The sequence below is a fragment of the uncultured Thalassolituus sp. genome (assembly GCF_950066645.1).
Lineage (GTDB): Bacteria > Pseudomonadota > Gammaproteobacteria > Pseudomonadales > Oceanobacteraceae > Thalassolituus.
Map to the genome: position 1 here is coordinate 84,801 of NZ_CATMFB010000001.1, position 17,580 is coordinate 102,380.

The window sequence follows — 17,580 nt, forward strand, 5'->3', positions numbered from 1 at the left end:
ATTAAGCGGCCAGGCTGTGACGGCCTTTAGCGCGACGACGAGCCAGAACCTGACGGCCGTTTTTAGTAGCCATGCGAGCACGGAAACCGTGAGTACGCTTACGCTTCAGTACGCTTGGTTGAAAAGTACGTTTCATAACACTTCACCCGGTTAAGTGATAAGGGTCAAAATTTAGGGCCGTGAATTGTATGCAAAAGACCCAGGTAAAGCAACGCCAGTTACGGATTTCTTTTCCGGTCACCAGAAGTTCTCTTTCTGACTCATCTCACTGAACACCTGAATCACTTTTCTGATCCACCCGGTCATCATGTTTGTATTGATATGAATGATGTGATGTGAAGAAGAGAAGAAATCTGTATTTATTTTGATTAAGGGCGTCCGTTTCTGTTGATAACCATAAAATTATTATAAAAATCATATGGTTACGGTAATGATAACCTGTCGGGAAAGTCGTGGATTTACTCAGGATGAGCTGGGAAAAACGAGTGCATGAAATGGTGGGTTATGCACAGATGAGGAGAGGTGTCGAGTTATTCACATTTCTGTTCATGCTTGAAATTACAGGGTTTTCAGTGAGTTATCCACAGATGGGCAGTGATGACAAAATGAGATTGGCTGTCGATTTCTGTGGATAACAGGAAGCCACTCAGATAGAATGTCCTGCTCTTTCCGACATTAACCCAGCCAGTACAGAGGTGTTTGTGACAGGTTTGTGGGATGACTGCCTGGGGTATCTTCAACATGAGTTACCTGCACAGCAATACAACACATGGATTCGTCCTCTGATTGCCAGTACTGATAATGGTCAGCTCGTCCTGAGTGCGCCAAACCGGTTTGTAAAAGACTGGGTGCGTGACAAATATCTGCAGCGTATTCAGGAAATCATGTCTGAGCTGAATGGCGGACGCATTACTCATGTGGATGTCGTTGCCGGTGAAAGCCGTCCTATGTTCAGCGCGTCAGTGGCTCCTCCGCGTCCGGAGCGTCGTCAGCCAGTCGCTGAAAACACGATGAATTTTGCTGCTCCGCGTGAAGAACCTGTTGAGTCGGTCAGTGCGCCGGTTTCCGCGCCTTCATATGCAGCACCTTCTTCCTTTATAGACCCGCTTGAAGGTCCACCGCCTTCATCTGAAGAACTGGCTGTGGTTCCGGTTGAAGAAACGCCGCCTCCAGCACCCGCGCCTAAAGCGAAGCGTAATGTGCAGGTAGAAGGGGGGCTGCAACATCAGAGTTTCCTGAACCAGGCGTTTACTTTCAGCAGTTTTGTTGAGGGTAAGTCTAACCAGTTGGCTCATGCTGCTGCTAAGCAGGTCTCGGAAAATCCGGGGGGATCTTACAACCCACTGTTTATATATGGTGGTGTTGGTCTGGGTAAGACCCACCTTATGCATGCGGTCGGCAACTTTCTGCAGTCTAAGAACCCGAACGCCAAAGTGCTTTACGTTCATTCTGAACGCTTCGTTCAGGACATGGTGAAGGCTCTGCAGTTGGGTGCTATTAACGAATTTAAGCGGTTTTACCGTAGCCTTGATGCCTTGCTGATCGACGATATCCAGTTTTTTGCGGGTAAAGAGCGTTCGCAGGAAGAGTTCTTCCACACTTTTAATGCGTTGCTTGAGGGTGGTCAGCAGATGATTCTGACCTGTGATCGTTACCCGAAAGAAATTAATGGTCTGGAAGAGCGCCTTAAGTCACGTTTTGGCTGGGGTTTAACGGTTGCAGTAGAACCTCCGGAACTGGAAACGCGCGTTGCTATTCTGATGAAGAAGGCGGTACAGATCGGTATGGATCTTCCCGATGACGCAGCGTTTTTCATCGCGCAGAAGATACGCTCTAACGTGCGTGAGCTGGAAGGAGCGTTAAAGCGCGTCGCGGCTAACGCCCAGTTCACAGGCAGTGAAATAACCCTGCCTTTTATTAAAGAATCTCTGAAAGACCTTCTCGCTCTGCAGGATAAGCAGGTGAGTGTCGAAAATATTCAGCGAACGGTCGCTGAGTATTACAAAATCAAGATGTCTGATTTATTATCTAAGCGCCGCACGCGTTCAGTTGCCCGACCACGCCAGGTAGCAATGGCATTGAGCAAAGAGCTGACGAATCACAGTCTGCCTGAAATAGGCGAACTCTTTGGTGGTCGTGATCACACCACGGTATTACACGCGTGCCGTAAGATAAAAGAATTACAGGAATCCAGTGCAGACGTTCGGGAAGACTATAAGAACCTGCTGCGCTCACTGACAACCTAAAGGCCCTGCCGTAAAGGCACCGGAACTGAGTGGAGAACCATGAAATTCGTCATATCCAGGGAAGCCCTTCTGCGACCACTGCAACTGGTGGCTGGTGTAGTTGAAAAGCGCCAGACTCTGCCTGTGCTGTCTAACGTACTGCTGGAGACAGAAGGTCAGCAACTTTCTTTAACGGGTACCGATCTTGAGGTCGAACTGGTTGGCCGTGTCACACTTGATGAAGTGGGACAGGAAGGCGCAATTACAGTACCGGCGAAGAAGCTGATGGATATCTGCCGCTCACTGCCTGATGGTGCACAGATTGAAATTGAACAGGAAGAAGCGCGCGTAAACGTCCGCTCTGGTCGTTCGCGTTTTACGCTTTCTACACTTCCTGCGACTGAATTCCCGAATGTTGATGCCATTGCCAATGAGCAGACATTCGCACTGGCGCAGCAGGATCTTCGCCGGATCATCGATCGCACCAGTTTCGCGATGGCTCAGCAGGACGTCCGCTACTACCTCAACGGCATGCTGATTGAGGTAAACCCGGAAGGTCTGCGTGCGGTAGCGACTGACGGCCACCGTCTGGCGACCTGTCACGTGGCTGTATCTGGTCCTAAAGAAGCGCAACAGATTATTCTGCCGCGTAAAGGTGTGCTCGAGATGGCTAAGCTGCTGACTGACCCTGAAGCGTCTGTCAGCCTGTCACTGAGTGCGAATCACCTGCGTGCTCATACCGAAGCCTTTACCTTCACATCGAAGCTGGTCGACGGTAAATTCCCTGACTATGGTCGCGTGATTCCGAAGAATGGTTCAAACGTGATGCTGGGTGATCGTACTGAACTTCGCCAGGTATTTAACCGTACTGCGATTCTTTCGAACGAAAAGTATCGTGGCGTGCGCATGGTGCTCAGCACAGACAACCTGCAGGTGTTTGCAAACAACCCTGAGCAGGAAGAAGCTGAAGAGTCGGTTGGTGTTCAGTATCAGGGCGATTCACTGGAGATGGGCTTCAATGTGTCTTATCTGCAGGACGTTCTGGGTGTAATCGATTCTGATACGGTGAAGTTCACTATGTCAGATGCTAACAGCAGTGCATTGGTTGAAGAGCCGGAAGGCGGCGATGCCATGTACGTTGTCATGCCAATGCGCCTCTAGTAAATCCTTCGGATTTCTCTTTATGCCAGTCCGGCATCTCAGAATCAGCGGCGTGCGCAACCTGCAGCCGCTGGTCATCGACCCCCACCCGCATGTGAATTTTATCTACGGAGACAATGGCTCCGGGAAAACCAGCATTCTGGAAGCTATTGCGGTGATGGCGTCTGGCAAGTCATTCCGTACGTCTCAGCTTAAGCACGTCCTCTCTCACGATCACGACCGCATGGAAATGCGGGTTGGATTGAGTGATCCGGATCTCGGAGAGTGTGATATGGAAAGCCTGAGACTGAAGTCTGGGGACCACCTTCTTAAACTGAATGGTTCCGTTCTCACTTCTCAGGCGGAAGCTGCGCATTGGTTGCCGGTTCAGATTATCGAACCCAATACATTTAAGCTTCTGTCAGGCTCTCCCGAAGAGCGTCGCGCCTTTATCGACTGGGGCGTGTTCCACGTGGAACATACCTTTATGGATCAGTGGAAGACCTTCCGTAAGCATCTGAAGCAGCGCAATGCGGTACTGAAGCAGAAAGAAGCGGAATGGCTGGATGTCTGGAACGACGGCTTTATTGAAAGTGCAGAGGCGATTGATGCTCAACGTCGAGCTTACCTCAGCCGCTTTAAGCCAGAATTCGAGCGGATACTGAACCAGTTGGATCCTGAAATCGGCGTCTCTCTCGCCTATTATCCCGGTTGGGAAAAAGATTCGAAACTTGCTGACGTCATGCAGCGTCAGCAGGAGCGTGATATGGTTCTGGGGTATACCCAGTCTGGCCCGCACAGGGCAGAACTACGTATCAAGTGTGATAAGCAACCTGCGGCTGAGATTCTCTCCCGCGGTCAGCAGAAAACCGTTGTCGCTGCGCTGAAGATTGCGCAGGGCGCTCTGTTCCAGCAGGAGAGCAAACGCAGCACCATCTATCTGGTGGATGATCTTGCGTCAGAACTCGACGAAAAGCACCGTTTCGCTTTATGCCGGCTGCTGGAAGAATTAAAATGTCAGGTCTTTATAACCAGCATCGACAAAGAAAAACTAACCGATGTCTGGAAGCCCGTCGCCAGTAAAGTGTTCCACGTGGAACATGGCAATCTAAACGAGGAAACACCGAATGAGTGAGCAGACTTACGATTCGTCCAGTATTAAGGTTTTGAAAGGCCTTGATGCAGTGCGGAAACGTCCAGGGATGTATATTGGCGATACCGATGATGGTACAGGCCTGCACCACATGGTGTTCGAAGTTGTCGATAACTCCATCGACGAAGCGCTGGCGGGTCACTGCGATACGGTCGATGTGATCATTCACCCCGACAATTCAGTGTCTGTTGCCGATAACGGCCGGGGCATTCCGACTGAGATGCACCCGGAAGAAGGTGTCTCTGCAGCGGAAGTTATTCTGACCGTACTGCATGCGGGCGGTAAATTTGACGACAATTCCTATAAGGTATCTGGCGGTCTGCACGGCGTAGGTGTTTCGGTGGTGAACGCACTGTCCGAAAAGCTCAAGCTGACCATCCGTCGTGGCGGGAAGCTTTACGAGCAGGAATACACCCACGGTGTGCCTGACTATCCACTGAAAGAAGTCGGCGTATCAGAGACCACGGGTACTATGGTGACCTTCCTGCCGTCTAAGGCGACCTTTACCAATAAGACCGAATTCAGTTACGACTACCTGGCCAAGCGCCTGCGTGAACTGTCGTTCCTGAACTCTGGCGTACGCATCCACATGAAGGATGAGCGTTCAGACAAAGAAGATGTGTTCGAGTTTGAAGGTGGTCTGGGCTCGTTTGTCGGTTTCCTGAATGAAGGTAAAACCACAGTCAGCGACGTGTTCCACTTCAACGTAGATCAGCGTGAAGACGGCATCGGCGTAGAAGTCGCCATGCAGTGGAACGACGGCTTCCAGGAAAGCATTCACTGTTACACCAACAACATTCCCCAGCGCGACGGTGGTACCCACTTAGCGGGCTTCCGCGCGGCGCTGACACGCTCCCTGAACAGTTACATCACTCAGGAAGGCCTGGATAAGAAAGCCAAAGTATCGACCACCGGCGATGACGCCCGTGAAGGTCTGACGGCGATTATCTCGGTGAAAGTGCCTGATCCTAAATTCAGCTCACAGACCAAAGACAAGCTGGTTTCCAGTGAAGTGAAACCTGCGGTTGAACAGGAGATGGGGCGTCTGTTCCAGGAGTTTCTGCTGGAAAACCCACAACAGGCGAAAGACCTCGTTGGTAAAATGATCGACGCCGCCCGTGCCCGTGAAGCCGCCCGTAAAGCGCGTGAAATGACCCGCCGTAAAGGTGCACTGGATATCGCAGGTCTGCCAGGTAAGCTGGCTGACTGTCAGGAGAAAGACCCCGCTCTTTCTGAAGTTTACCTGGTGGAGGGTGACTCTGCGGGTGGTTCTGCGAAGCAGGGCCGTGACCGCCGGACCCAGGCGATTCTGCCACTCAAAGGTAAGATCCTTAACGTAGAAAAAGCCCGCTTCGACAAGATGCTGTCTTCTGCCGAAGTCGGCACCCTGATTACCGCACTGGGTTGTGGTATCGGCCGGGAAGAATTCAACCCGGACAAGCTGCGTTATCACCGCATCATCATCATGACCGATGCCGACGTCGACGGCGCGCATATCCGCACGCTGCTGTTGACCTTCTTCTTCCGTCAGATGCCAGAAATCATCGAGCGTGGTCACGTTTATATTGCCCAGCCACCACTCTACAAGATCAAGCGTGGCAAGCAGGAACAGTACATCAAAGACGAAGAAGCGATGGAGAGTTACCTCACTCACATCGCTCTTGAGAAGTCTGCTCTGCATCCTTCTCCTGAAGCTCCAGCGATTACCGATGAGGCCTTTGCTGGCCTCGTTACCCAGTATCGCGCAGCGCAGGAAACCGTCGATCGTATGGCCAACCTGGTTCGCAAAGAAGTTCTGCACGCTATGCTGACGCTTCCACGTGTAACACAGGACATGATGAATGATCATGCGGCGATGACTGCGTGGGCAGATAAGCTGCGTGAATCTCTGCCTGATGCGGGTCGCAGTGGTTCTCACTTTGAAATCAGCGTTGAGAAAGACGTAGAGCGTGGCAATTTCAACGTCGACGTAAAAGTCATCACCCATGGTCTGGCGCGCGATTACATCCTCGATACCGAGTTCTTTACTGGCAATGGCTATAACAAGCTCGCGTCTATGAGCGAGAAGCTGAGCGAGACGATCGAAGAGGGTGCGTACATTCAACGCGGTGAGCGTGTTCATCCAATCGTTGATTTCTGGGATGCCGTACAGTGGCTCCTCGCTGAAGCTAAGAAAGGCTTCAACATCCAGCGCTATAAAGGACTGGGCGAGATGAATCCTGAGCAGCTGTGGGAAACCACCATGGATCCGGAAACCCGTCGTATGCTTCAGGTAAGTATTGAAGACGCGATCGGCGCGGACAAGATGTTCACCACCCTCATGGGCGATGATGTTGAACCACGTCGTGCCTTCATTGAAGCGAACGCGCTGAACGTAGCGAACCTGGATTTCTGATCCACGCTTGTGTTTCACGTGGAACACTGGCCAGCTAAACAGAAGCCCTGCCTGACTTGCGTCAGGCGGGGCTTTTTTATTATGACAGGGAAGCGAGATGTCAGAAGGTCGTCATTTGGCTCATATGGCAACCTTGCGCACTTGAAGCTGGTATCGCGTCAGGCCATGATACTGAACCAGCAGTAAACGGCCTCAGCGCTTCGCTGAGAGGTTTCACGCTTCAGGGAGGGCACGACATGGCAATAGAAGCCAGCGTTGGCCAGGAGGGCGTTAACGCGCCTTCAGATGTGCGGGTGATACAAGCGGCTCTGAATGCCGTTATGCATCCGGAGATTCCATTGGCAGTTGATGGGCTGATTGGTCCGAAAACGATTGGAATGATTACGTCTTTTCAGGATGACAAGGTGGGTCTGCGACGACCGGACGGTCGGGTAGATCCGGGTGGACGCACGCTGAGGACATTACGCAGTCTGATCCCTAAGGCGCTGACGCCGGATGCGCTGGCGGCCGTGATGCCGTCTGCGTCGCCCCGGGTCGTAGAGAAGTATTTTCCATTACTGAATCATCAATGTGATTGCCACAGCGCGATCAGCTCGCCGTTGCGCCTGTCTCATTTTCTCGCTCAGATTGGTCACGAGAGTCTGTCACTGCAGCTCACAGAGGAACTCGCATCGGGTGAAGCCTACGAGGGCAGGGATGACCTGGGGAACACTCAGCCTGGTGATGGTGTGCGCTTTAAGGGGCGTGGGCTGATTCAGTTGACCGGGCGCTATAACTACGAGCGTTATGCCGTGTTTGCCGATCTGGATACATCCGATGAGCACTGGCCGGAGCAGCTATGTTCACCAGAGCATGCGCTGGCGGTGAGCCTCTGGTTCTGGGAGCAGCGCGGACTGGCAGATAAAGCGGACAAGGATGATGTGAAAGGCATCACCAAGGCGATCAATGGCGGTTACAACGGTCTGGCAGACCGTGAAGCCTATCTCGCCCGGGCGAAGTTTTTCCTGACCTGATCAGCTGGCCTTCCAGGCTTCTATTTCGGCTTTCCAGCGTTCGATCAGTTCGCGGTTGTCATGATCTTCCGGATGGAAGTCGTCGCGATAGAAGTCTTTGAAGGGCGCTTTGATGCAGGTGATCATGCCGTCTTTACCGAAGAGCATGGTCCAGGCCTCTTTGGTCTGTGCCCAGGATGGCATGCGCCGTGCCGCCCACAGCAGATAGAAAGTACGGCCCACCGTGAGCGCAGGAAACAGCACAGAAATGGCTTTCATGATCCGTCGCAGCGTCGAGCGCTTTCCGCCGGTTGTCATATACACATCGAAGGCGACTGACTTGTGCTCGATCTCTTCAATAGCGTGCCAGATCATCATGTACTTGATTGAAGGGTGCATTCCCTCAAGTTGTTGCGGGTGTGTGAGTACATACTCTGCAACGATGGCGGTGATGTGTTCGAGGCAGACGGTGGCAGCAAGACGCTCGCGCGGAGTACGCTTGTGGTTAAAGAAACCGATGGCTTTCTCGACTCTGCGTTCAATCTCCTGTGCTTTCCAGCCCAGCGATTCCAGCGCCTCGTTCGCCAGTTTGTGCTGATTGGTATGATGCGCTTCCTGGCGGGTGAAATCGGCGACGTGTGCCAGCAACTCTGGATCAGATACGCGGTCTTTATAGTGGCGCACTGATTCAATAAACATCTGCTCACCCGGCGGGAAGGTCCCCGACAGGACGGACATAAACGCGGTCAGGACCGGGTTATTCCGGTACCAGTCCTGCTGATCGAGTTTACCGAAGTCAAAGTCCATACGACGCACTTCGATCATTGGTGTGCTCAGAGGAATGCTGCCTGTCACGGTGAGTCTCCTTTAATACTTTTTGATAATTTTATAGCTAATATAACGCCTAACGCACAATGACTGACCTGCCTGTTCACTCTGGCACCCGGGTCAGTATTCAATTAAGGAGAACCTATGCGTCTGTTTTTCTGTTTTCTCGCACTGACGATGAGTACGTTGAGCTGGTCGGCGACAGAGCCGGAGGTTAACAAGGAAACCGTGACTGACCTGATCGCGACACTCGAAAACGAAAGTGAGCGGCAGGCACTGGTCGAGAAGCTGAAAATCATGATCGATGCTCAGCCCGAGGCCGAGGTGCCTTTTATTGCCACTCTGTTTGATATCGACGCACAGGCGCCGGGCCTGATGGCGGAGTTGATGGATCTTATCCGCAGTTATGGCCTGCCTGAGAGTTTTATGGGTGATCTGATCACGTTTTCTGTGACGGTTCTGCTGGTGTTACTGGGGCTGTTTCTGAATGGGGCGCTGAGTAAGTTTCTCGACCGGCGGCTGAACCTGATCCGTCATAGCCTGAGTTGGGATGATAAGCGGTTCAGCAGTATTTTCCGTATTCAGCGCTGGGCGGGCTATGTAGTCAGCCTGATTCTTATTGGGTATGCGAGCTGGCATCTGATTGCCAGTTCGATGGGCAAAGAAGAGTCGGAAGGCCCGGGTTCGCTGCTCAGCGCGGTGTTGACGATTGCTCTGGTTGGTATGGTCTTTTCGATGATATGGGAAGGCGTCAATGCGTTACTGGAATCCATGATCGAAAAACACGAGCGCCTTAACAGCTCTCGATTTCAGACGATTACGCCCATCATCCGCAATATTCTGATGATCGCGCTGACCATTATGTCGTTGATGGTGATTCTGTCTGAACTGGGCATCAATATCATGCCGCTTCTGGCGGGTGCCGGGGTGTTGGGTATCGCGATTGGTTTTGGCGCGCAGACGTTGGTGAAAGATTTTCTGACCGGGCTGACGGTGGTATTTGAAGACCTGCTGCAGATCGGGGATGTCGTAAGAATTGGCGATAAGTTCGGGCTGGTCGAGAAGATTACTCTGCGTAAAGTGCAGCTGCGTGATCTGGATGGCACCGTTCATACGGTGCCATTTGGTGATGTCACCATAGTGTCGAACCTGACCAAAGAGTTCAGCTATTACATTTTTGAGGTGGGTGTCGCTTACCGCGAAAACGTCGATGAAGTGATCAGCGTGCTGAAGGAGCTTGATGAAGTATTCCGCGAGGACGAAGCGTACGCCAGCCGGGTTCTGGCACCTCTGGAGGTTCTGGGGCTGGATCGCTTTGACGACAGTGCGGTGGTGATCAAAGCGCGCTACAAGACTCAGTCACATGAGCGCTGGAACGTCGGGCGAGAGTTCAACCGGCGTATAAAAGCGGCGTTTGATGAGCGAAATATTGAGATTCCATTCCCACATCAGACGATCTACTTCGGCGAAGACAAACAGGGCAGTGCGCCGAATGCGAATGTTCGCCTGATGCGTGAACAGGCGACGGACGAACAGGCGTCCTGAGGGCGTGTGCCTCAGGCGACCTCACGCTCTCTGGGTCCGAACAGGGCCCAGGCGAGCAGTCCGGCCACAGGCAGCAGTATGATGGCAACAATCCAGGTGGCTTTCACTGCCAGTGTCTTGTGTGACTGGACAACATTAAGCACGGCGTAGACATCACCGATCAGGATGAGAATGCCGAACAGGCCACCGATTTCTATAGTCATTCTTACTTCCCCCGAAGAATTCTCAGGCGATCATAACACGCCCCTTGTGACACATTCAGAATCGCTTACCGCTGGTGAGTTCCGTAACCACGCTGCCGTTGAACGGGGTGTCTGAAATGCGGTCAGTGGTGTTGTTGATCCAGTCTTCGCTGTGACTGTGAACTTCTTTAGTGGACAGGTCGCTGGTATCAAGTGGTGCGCCTACGACGATATGTATCGTGCCCGGGTAGCGTATCCAGCTGTCATTCGGCCAGCATTCCCCCGCATTGTGGGCGACGGGAACGACCGGCACCTTCAGGCGGCTGGCGAGCATCGCACCGCCTTTGCTGAATTCCTTACGCGAGCCCGCAGGAATACGACTGCCCTCTGGAAAGATAAGTACGTGGAAGCCGTCGTTGAGGCGCTCTTCTCCCTGTCGCACCAGTTGTTTAAGGGCCTGGGTTCGTTGGCTGCGATCCAGGGTGATCGGGTTCATCAGGGCCAGAGTCCAGCCAAACAGTGGAATCTGCACAAGCTCTTTCTTGATGACCTGAACCTGAGGAGGCAGCAGCACAGGCAGCATGAAGGTCTCCCAGCTGCTCTGGTGTTTAGCGAGTATGACGGATGGCTCCGGGGGCAGAGCACTCTGCCATACAATTTCCCAGCGGATGCCTAACACGGTTCTGGCGAGCCAGAGAAACACGTGACAGAACGGCCGGCCAATGAAGCGATGGCGTTCTTTTACTGGCATGAGCAGGCCCAGCAACAGGGCAGGTGGCAGCCAGAGGCAGGTAATCAGCGTCATGATGATCATGAACACCACAGTGCGGAAGGCAGAAAAAAGCCGCATAGAAACGGGGCGCTGAATCACACAGAACTCCGGTAAGGGGGATCACTCCAGAGTACGGCGACTCAGCTCGGGTGAAAAGCCCTGATTTGAAATCCTGCGCTGGCTTTGTCAGGGTAGTAGGCCCTGCCTTGTACCTAACGTCATAAAAATCCCAGAACCCGGGGCAGGAGATTGGAGAAATTATGTCGCCAGATCCGAGTAAAACACTGAACAAAGGCCTGCAGGCAACCCTGTTGTTGCCGGTCGCCGTGCCAACCATCGTGGTTGCTGCGTTGCTGATTATTGGCACGACGGCCAACCCAGAGCTGGCAGGCAGCGCCTTCAGTGGAATGCTGGGGTGGGTGACAGAAACCTTTGGTTGGTTCTACATGCTGGCCGTGGCGGTTTTCCTGGTATTTATTCTTGGGGTCGGATTCAGCAGCTGGGGCAATATTCGTCTGGGCTCGGACCATGCTGAACCCGAGTACAGCTTTCCTGCCTGGTTTGCCATGCTGTTCTCGGCGGGCTATGGCATTGCGCTCCTCTTCTTCGGGGTTGCGGAACCTGTTCTGCACTATTCCACGCCGCCCGCGGGTGCTGCAGAGACGATTCCCGCAGCGAAGCAGGCGATGCAGATTGCGTATTTTCACTGGGGGCTGCATATCTGGGGAATCTACGGTCTGATGGGGTTAGTGTTGGCTTACTTCGCCTACAGGCACGGTCTGCCGCTGTCTGTGCGTTCCGCCCTGTATCCCTTAATTGGCGATCGGATTCATGGTTGGGCCGGGCATTTCGTTGATGTGTTTGCTGTGCTGGGCACCATGTTTGGCCTGGCGACCACACTGGGCCTGTCGGTCACGCAGATCAATGCTGGTATCCATTATCTGTGGCCTCAGATTCCGATCAGCACCAGTGTCCAGGTTATTGCGATTGCCATTATCACTCTGGCAGCGACGGCATCGGTGGTTGCAGGCATGGATAAAGGGATCAAAAATCTCTCTCTGCTGAATATGGCTCTGGCGGTTTTTCTGATGGCCGTGGTCTTTGCGGTCGGTCCCAGCGTTCATATTCTGAATACTATGCTGCAGAACACAGGCGCGTATCTGGGCGGAATCGTTGAGCGCACGTTTAATATGCAGGCGTATACGCACAGTGACTGGATCGGAAACTGGACGCTGTTTATCTTTGCGTGGACGATTGCCTGGGCGCCTTTTGTCGGGCTGTTTATCGCGAAAATCAGCCGTGGGCGTACCATTCGTCAGTTTGTATTTGGGGTACTGGCGGTTCCGACCCTGTTTACGTTCCTCTGGTTCGCCATCTTCGGTGATACGGCGCTGCACATGATAATGGAGCAGGGTAAAACTGCGCTGATTGGTGAGGTACAGGCCAATCATGCTGTGGCTCTGTTCGAGTTTTACGACCGTTTGCCCGCGTCCTTCTTTCTGTCTCTGATCACGGTTTTTCTGATCATCACCTTTTTCGTTACCTCGTCTGACTCCGGATCTATGGTGGTGGATTCACTGGCAAGCGGTGGTTTGCTCGAGACCCCGGTATGGCAGCGGGTGTTCTGGGCCTTCCTGGAAGGCGGTATCGCCGCGACACTGCTGTTGGCGGGCGGGCTCAGCGCGTTGCAGACAATGACGATTGTCAGTGCCTTACCCTTCGCCATCATCATGCTACTGGCCGTTGCCGGGCTCTGGCGGGCTCTGGTAATTGAAGGCCATCGTGATCTGTCTATCAGTGCGATCAACCCGGTGCGGCCGCACAGCGACGGGGGCGACTGGCGCAAACGCCTGAGTGGCCTGATGAAGTTTCCTGTGGCCAACAAAATCGAGCATTTTGTTGCTCAGGTAGTAGTCCCGGCGATGCAGGACGTTCGTGATGAGCTGGCGGTGCATGGCTGGCAGGCACAACTGGAAACCGCGACGGGCGAAGCCACACTGACGTTGACTCGGGAAGGGGTCGCTGATTTCTTCTATCAGGTTAAGGCGACAGAACATGAAGCACCGGCTTACGAGACCGACAGCTCGTTCTGGCGGGCTGATGTCTATCTCAGCCATGGCGCGGTGGGGTACGACCTGTTCGGCTGCAGTAAGGAAGAGGTGATCCGCGATATGCTCGACCATCTGGAGCAGTACCTGAACTTTATTGAAGCGTCACCGGGTGTTCTGCCCTGGGAGCCTCAGTAACCGGCAGGTCTGCTGAGCAACCATTCAACAAAGGCGCTCAGGTCGTCAAAGACGGGTGCCTCTGATAGTGTGGCGTGAGAAGTAAGTTTGTGCTCACTTATTTCCCCTTTGCCGGTACGCACCAGCGCGACTTGCGTGCCCGCTGCGGCGCCGGCCTCCAGGTCGCGGATCGAGTCTCCGATCATCCACGCACCTTCAGCAGACACATCCAGTGCACGCTCGATCTGATGAATCAGCCCTGGTAATGGCTTGCGGCAATCGCAGTGGTCGTCGGGGCCGTGGGGGCAGTATGCTATGTGTGCAAACACTCCGCCGTGCTCTGCGGCAAGCGTCGTCATTTTCGCGTGCATGGCATCGAGATCCTGCTGAGCAAAATATCCACGTGCCAGACCGCTCTGGTTTGTGGCAACGGCGACGGTATAGCCCGCACTGCAAAGCTTACCGACCGCTTCTGCACTTCCCGCCAGAGGAATCCACTCGTCCACAGATTTCACATAAGCGTCTGAGTCTTCGTTCAACACGCCGTCGCGGTCGAGAATAATGAGTTTCATAGTGGGTCGGTTCCGGATAATCAGTGCGGCGAGTATAACGGAAGTCAGAACATCAGACTTAAAGTCTGATTACGCCAACTGCATCCCGGTGTCCATGCTCAAAAAATAATGTCCTCCGGCGCCATCCCCGACAGGCAGTTCTTCCCTGTGAGTGGTGAAAGCCTCTGCTAGCATCAGTGGCACTCTTCCCATCACACAAAGGACGATGGATATGGAAATAACAAGAAAGAACGCCCGGAAGCACTTTGCTCTCGCCCTTATTACCCTTGGTGCCGTGCTGACGGGTTGCTCGTCTGATGACGATGACGTGCCGGACATCATCAGCGGCACCTGTACCGGAACCTACCCAAGCTACTGGCAGGATCCTGCATTTGCGCTTCAGTCGGAAGGGCAGCTGATCAGTAACCGCCCCACCAATGGCTGGACCGGCCCGGTGTATCAGCTGTCGGATGATTACCCGCGATCTCCTGTCGATGACAAAGCAAATCAGCCGTGGCGTGACAGCCGCTTCGACGCACTCTTTAATCCGGCAACCGCGCAGCCTGAGAAAACACAACTAGCGACAGAGTATGCCTGGCTGGTGATGGATTACATTCAGGCCGGGAATGTTAACCGTCCCGGTATCGAAGACTGGAATGTCTGTAACAACAACATCCGTCCTTGGTACAACATTCCTTACCAGACGTATGATCCGATGAGTGGCCGCGAGTTTACCCATGGCCTGACACGAGAGGCTCCTGTGACCTTCTCGACGCCTGAGGGGAACATAGATACCACCATGTGGGCTGTCGGCTTCTTTAACGCGACGGCTGCCTACACTCTCGGGACCGTTTGGCAGAAGGATGGTACTGCGAAGGTACCAACCACGGATATCAGCTTCGATGAAGGTGCCGTAGTTGGTAAGCCGCTATTTAATACCTCAGGGCCTGAACAATTACCGGTGCTGGCCAATATGCCGTCCTGGAACGCAAATATCTCTGCTCCGGACTTCTGTTCCTGTACCCCGGCAGACGGCGACGAATGCACCATGATAGAAGAGAGCCAGCAGTGTCCGCGCAGTACCAGCAAATACGGCAATGTGGCCCTGCTGCAGTTTGATTTTGCGGTAAAAGACAGCAGAGCACAGGGGACCGAGTGGGTGTTCGGTACCTTCGTTGCGGATGGCCAGCGTAAAGCAACCGAAGCAGATCCGTGGAAGCGTATCAGCCTGTTAGGAGTCATGTGGGGTAACGATACTCCGCCCGATGGGCAGTTGGCTTACAACTTTCCGGATAATGTGAAAACGGAGGGCTTTAAAGAAGAAATCATCCTCTGGGACACAGTTGATGAACTCAACAGATATGGCGGCGATGACGTGATGAAGCGCATGGGGCATCTCGGCTGTAACTATCGACTGAACGGACCTGCGGACAACGCCAACAACTCCTGTATGTCATGTCATGGCACAGCCTCTGTGCCAGATAAAACTCTGACTACACCACCGCTGCTGGCTCAGTTTTCAGCCATGACCAAAGAGTGCGTGACCCCCGATGCGGCCAACCCCACAAAAGGCTTTGACCGCAGTGGTGCTGCAGCGACAGTCAACAACGGTATCAACTTTGCTGAGATGGATAGTATTTACTTCGCGAATACTGGTGCGGGCGAGCCATTTAATATGACAGTAGAAACCGGCTCAGGCCCGGTCAATGTTATGGGGACCGGCGTGCCGACGTACGAAAGCGGTCGTGATACGTGGATCTCACTGGATTACTCATTGCAGCTATCTATCTCGTTAACGCAATGGATGCAGTGGCAGCAGCACAAAGGTGATGATGTTGAAGATCGCATTCACATGAAAGAGATACGCCGGGGATATCCAGCTAACTGAAGCGTTCTTGAATAAAAAAGCCCGGCTACTTATCAGTAGCCGGGCTTTTTTGGTTGAGCAGTCAGAGCTTATGCTTTGCGACGTAACCGCAACAGCGGCAGTGCAAGGAGTGTTAACCAGAAGGTGGAGCCCCCGGAATCACCACTGCTTTCGCTCTCCGTTTCGTCGTCTATCTCATCCCCGGAGGCTGTCACTGTTACCTGCCCGGCGGTGTACTCAACGTCGCTGCAACGGTTCAATAAGGTTTCGCAAGCCCGGTATTCAAAGTCAGTATCGCTGTACAGGCGAAGCCTGAGGGTTGCTTCAATACTATCGCCGGCCTCGAGTTTGCTGACACGGCAGGTGATCGCGATATCGGTATCAGCTTCGTTAGAGGTGCGGCTTGTCAGGCAACTTCCCGCCTGATCAGAGAGTGTGGCAGAAAATATGCCCAGCTCCGCCTCCGCATTGGGCAGTGTGAACCTGAGAGATACCTGAGGCTCGCCTGCATCTGTGCCGGTGTTACTCAGCAGGAACTTAATATTGGTTATATCGTTCTCTAACACGGTCAGTGGTGCATCATTTTCTGGTCCGAAGCTGTACGCGCTCTGTACGTCTGTCGTGAAGGCGACAGGCTCTGACCAGGGAGAGTAACGTGTACTGCTGTCGGTACTTGAGGTAGCGGAATAACGAACCTGAGCGTAGTACTGAGTTGCCGGGTCCAGAAGATCGCTGGCTGCGAGGTCTGTGGTGTCTGATGTTGCGAAAACCTGCTCATCGTCGGTAGCAAAGAAAATGCTACTTTCTTCATCCAGTGAGCTGGTGATGATGCCGTCGTTATCGTGCGCAAATGAAATAAGCAGTGATGTTGTTTCAGGTGCCAGAGCGCCGGTCCAGGCGTCGAGCGAACGGTTGTCGCTGTTTCCAGAGGTGAGACTGAGGCCAATACTCCCAGTGGTGTCTGAGAATGCAGGATCGGTCAGTTCTGCCCCACCGAAGCCAATAAACACCGCGGAGTTTTCTTCGGTGCTACCGTCGGTAAATCCCCGAAAAATACTCGCCTGCGCATAAACATCGCCGGCACCATCGGCAAGAGCATCAAAGTACCACTGAATCGTAATTCTGATACTGCTCAGGCTGAGCAGGATAGCTTCGGTAGCAACGGGAGCATACTCATCTGGCGTGCTGATGCCGGTATTAATGATTGCCAGCTCGGTATCCAGTTCATCCCGGAGTGAGACAGTACCGTTCGCCCGTATTTCCATCGAAGTGACTGCGGTCCCTTCCACCCTGAAACCGGCCTCCGCCGGAATACTTACATGCGTGACATCATCAGGCAGCTGATCAAACGCCAGAGGTGTCGTAGCAGCGAACCCTCCCTCCCGGGTCAGGCTCTCTACTTCAGAAAAACGCCATTGTGAGCCGAGTGGTGTCAATGTGCCGCCCGGAGCACTGTCGCCGCTGTCATTCACAGGAGTGAATGCCGAACCTTCAAATGTTGCCGAGGTAGATATATCCGTGCCAGAGGGGAGTGGATATTCAATGGACGGCTGTGCCGGAAATTCCGAAGTACTGACGGCAAACGTCAGAGGCGAAAGCAGCAAAGCGGGCAGAAACAGGGGGGAAACGCGCAGAGGCATGTACATCACCTTTTATTATTGAGCGGTCAGCCTAACTCACAGCAGGTAGGAAAGTAAGAATGATT

General features: G+C 53.3%; 14 protein-coding genes. 8 read left to right on the forward strand and 6 right to left on the reverse strand.

Going from position 1 to position 17,580, the window contains the following annotated elements; all coding sequences use genetic code 11:
• Window position 1: 1 nt before the first annotated feature.
• Window positions 2–136: a 50S ribosomal protein L34 gene (gene rpmH / locus Q1L85_RS00395; protein ID WP_068435451.1), complete on the reverse strand. Its 135-nt coding sequence runs from the start codon at window positions 134–136 to the stop codon at window positions 2–4.
• Window positions 137–701: 565 nt separating this feature from the next.
• Here rpmH and dnaA point away from each other — a divergent pair.
• The 5 genes from dnaA (at window position 702) to Q1L85_RS00420 (ending at window position 7,926) form a co-directional block, all read left to right on the forward strand.
• The gene (dnaA, locus tag Q1L85_RS00400) at window positions 702–2,246 is read left to right on the forward strand and encodes a chromosomal replication initiator protein DnaA (protein ID WP_300424629.1); all 1,545 of its coding nucleotides are present in this window, start codon (window positions 702–704) and stop codon (window positions 2,244–2,246) included.
• Window positions 2,247–2,285: 39 nt separating this feature from the next.
• The gene (dnaN, locus tag Q1L85_RS00405; RefSeq protein ID WP_300424630.1) at window positions 2,286–3,386 is read left to right on the forward strand and encodes a DNA polymerase III subunit beta; all 1,101 of its coding nucleotides are present in this window, start codon (window positions 2,286–2,288) and stop codon (window positions 3,384–3,386) included.
• A 22-nt stretch (window positions 3,387–3,408) separates the two neighbouring features.
• A complete protein-coding gene (recF, locus tag Q1L85_RS00410; RefSeq protein WP_300424632.1) occupies window positions 3,409–4,500 on the forward strand; it encodes a DNA replication/repair protein RecF in 1,092 nt (363 codons plus the stop codon).
• The gene (gene gyrB, locus Q1L85_RS00415) at window positions 4,493–6,913 is read left to right on the forward strand and encodes a DNA topoisomerase (ATP-hydrolyzing) subunit B (protein WP_300424634.1); all 2,421 of its coding nucleotides are present in this window, start codon (window positions 4,493–4,495) and stop codon (window positions 6,911–6,913) included. The genes recF and gyrB overlap by 8 nt, the downstream gene beginning before the upstream one ends.
• A 236-nt stretch (window positions 6,914–7,149) precedes the next feature.
• Window positions 7,150–7,926 (forward strand): hypothetical protein, encoded by a 777-nt coding sequence (locus Q1L85_RS00420; protein WP_300424635.1) that lies wholly within the window; start codon window positions 7,150–7,152, stop codon window positions 7,924–7,926.
• Here Q1L85_RS00420 and Q1L85_RS00425 read toward each other — a convergent pair whose 3' ends face one another.
• Window positions 7,927–8,760: a metal-dependent hydrolase gene (locus tag Q1L85_RS00425; RefSeq protein ID WP_300424637.1), complete on the reverse strand. Its 834-nt coding sequence runs from the start codon at window positions 8,758–8,760 to the stop codon at window positions 7,927–7,929.
• A 117-nt stretch (window positions 8,761–8,877) separates the two neighbouring features.
• Between Q1L85_RS00425 and Q1L85_RS00430 the strand changes: the two genes are divergently transcribed.
• Window positions 8,878–10,278, forward strand: a complete 1,401-nt coding sequence (locus tag Q1L85_RS00430; RefSeq protein WP_300431956.1) for a mechanosensitive ion channel family protein — start codon at window positions 8,878–8,880, stop codon at window positions 10,276–10,278.
• A gap of 11 nt (window positions 10,279–10,289) precedes the next feature.
• Here the strand turns inward: Q1L85_RS00430 and Q1L85_RS00435 are convergent, their stop codons facing one another.
• Entirely contained in the window at window positions 10,290–10,481 is a 192-nt protein-coding gene (locus tag Q1L85_RS00435; protein ID WP_300424640.1) for a PLD nuclease N-terminal domain-containing protein, read from the reverse strand.
• Between the two features lie 55 nt (window positions 10,482–10,536).
• Window positions 10,537–11,331 carry a lysophospholipid acyltransferase family protein gene (locus Q1L85_RS00440; protein WP_300424641.1) on the reverse strand — a complete coding sequence of 265 codons (795 nt, stop codon included), beginning with the start codon at window positions 11,329–11,331 and terminating at the stop codon, window positions 10,537–10,539.
• 161 nt (window positions 11,332–11,492) lie between these two features.
• Here Q1L85_RS00440 and Q1L85_RS00445 point away from each other — a divergent pair, with 161 nt between their 5' ends.
• Window positions 11,493–13,478 (forward strand): BCCT family transporter, encoded by a 1,986-nt coding sequence (locus Q1L85_RS00445; protein ID WP_300424642.1) that lies wholly within the window; start codon window positions 11,493–11,495, stop codon window positions 13,476–13,478.
• Here Q1L85_RS00445 and gmhB read toward each other — a convergent pair.
• A complete protein-coding gene (gmhB, locus tag Q1L85_RS00450; RefSeq protein WP_300424643.1) occupies window positions 13,472–14,029 on the reverse strand; it encodes a D-glycero-beta-D-manno-heptose 1,7-bisphosphate 7-phosphatase in 558 nt (185 codons plus the stop codon). The two genes, Q1L85_RS00445 and gmhB, sit on opposite strands and share 7 nt — an antisense overlap.
• Before the next feature lie 211 nt (window positions 14,030–14,240).
• Here gmhB and Q1L85_RS00455 point away from each other — a divergent pair, with 211 nt between their 5' ends.
• Entirely contained in the window at window positions 14,241–15,896 is a 1,656-nt protein-coding gene (locus Q1L85_RS00455; RefSeq protein ID WP_300424645.1) for a hypothetical protein, read from the forward strand.
• A 68-nt stretch (window positions 15,897–15,964) separates the two neighbouring features.
• Here Q1L85_RS00455 and Q1L85_RS00460 read toward each other — a convergent pair whose 3' ends face one another.
• The gene (locus Q1L85_RS00460) at window positions 15,965–17,515 is read right to left on the reverse strand and encodes a GlyGly-CTERM sorting domain-containing protein (RefSeq protein WP_300424647.1); all 1,551 of its coding nucleotides are present in this window, start codon (window positions 17,513–17,515) and stop codon (window positions 15,965–15,967) included.
• Between the last annotated feature and the right edge of the window lie 65 nt (window positions 17,516–17,580).

Coding starts and splice junctions, on each gene's coding strand:
- rpmH (WP_068435451.1), bottom strand. CDS start 136: ATGAAACGTACTTTTCAACCAAGCGTACTGAAGCGTAAGCGTACTCAC.
- dnaN (WP_300424630.1), top strand. CDS start 2,286: ATGAAATTCGTCATATCCAGGGAAGCCCTTCTGCGACCACTGCAACTG.
- recF (WP_300424632.1), top strand. CDS start 3,409: ATGCCAGTCCGGCATCTCAGAATCAGCGGCGTGCGCAACCTGCAGCCG.
- gyrB (WP_300424634.1), top strand. CDS start 4,493: ATGAGTGAGCAGACTTACGATTCGTCCAGTATTAAGGTTTTGAAAGGC.
- Q1L85_RS00420 (WP_300424635.1), top strand. CDS start 7,150: ATGGCAATAGAAGCCAGCGTTGGCCAGGAGGGCGTTAACGCGCCTTCA.
- Q1L85_RS00430 (WP_300431956.1), top strand. CDS start 8,878: ATGCGTCTGTTTTTCTGTTTTCTCGCACTGACGATGAGTACGTTGAGC.
- Q1L85_RS00435 (WP_300424640.1), bottom strand. CDS start 10,481: ATGACTATAGAAATCGGTGGCCTGTTCGGCATTCTCATCCTGATCGGT.
- Q1L85_RS00445 (WP_300424642.1), top strand. CDS start 11,493: ATGTCGCCAGATCCGAGTAAAACACTGAACAAAGGCCTGCAGGCAACC.
- gmhB (WP_300424643.1), bottom strand. CDS start 14,029: ATGAAACTCATTATTCTCGACCGCGACGGCGTGTTGAACGAAGACTCA.
- Q1L85_RS00455 (WP_300424645.1), top strand. CDS start 14,241: ATGGAAATAACAAGAAAGAACGCCCGGAAGCACTTTGCTCTCGCCCTT.
- Q1L85_RS00460 (WP_300424647.1), bottom strand. CDS start 17,515: ATGCCTCTGCGCGTTTCCCCCCTGTTTCTGCCCGCTTTGCTGCTTTCG.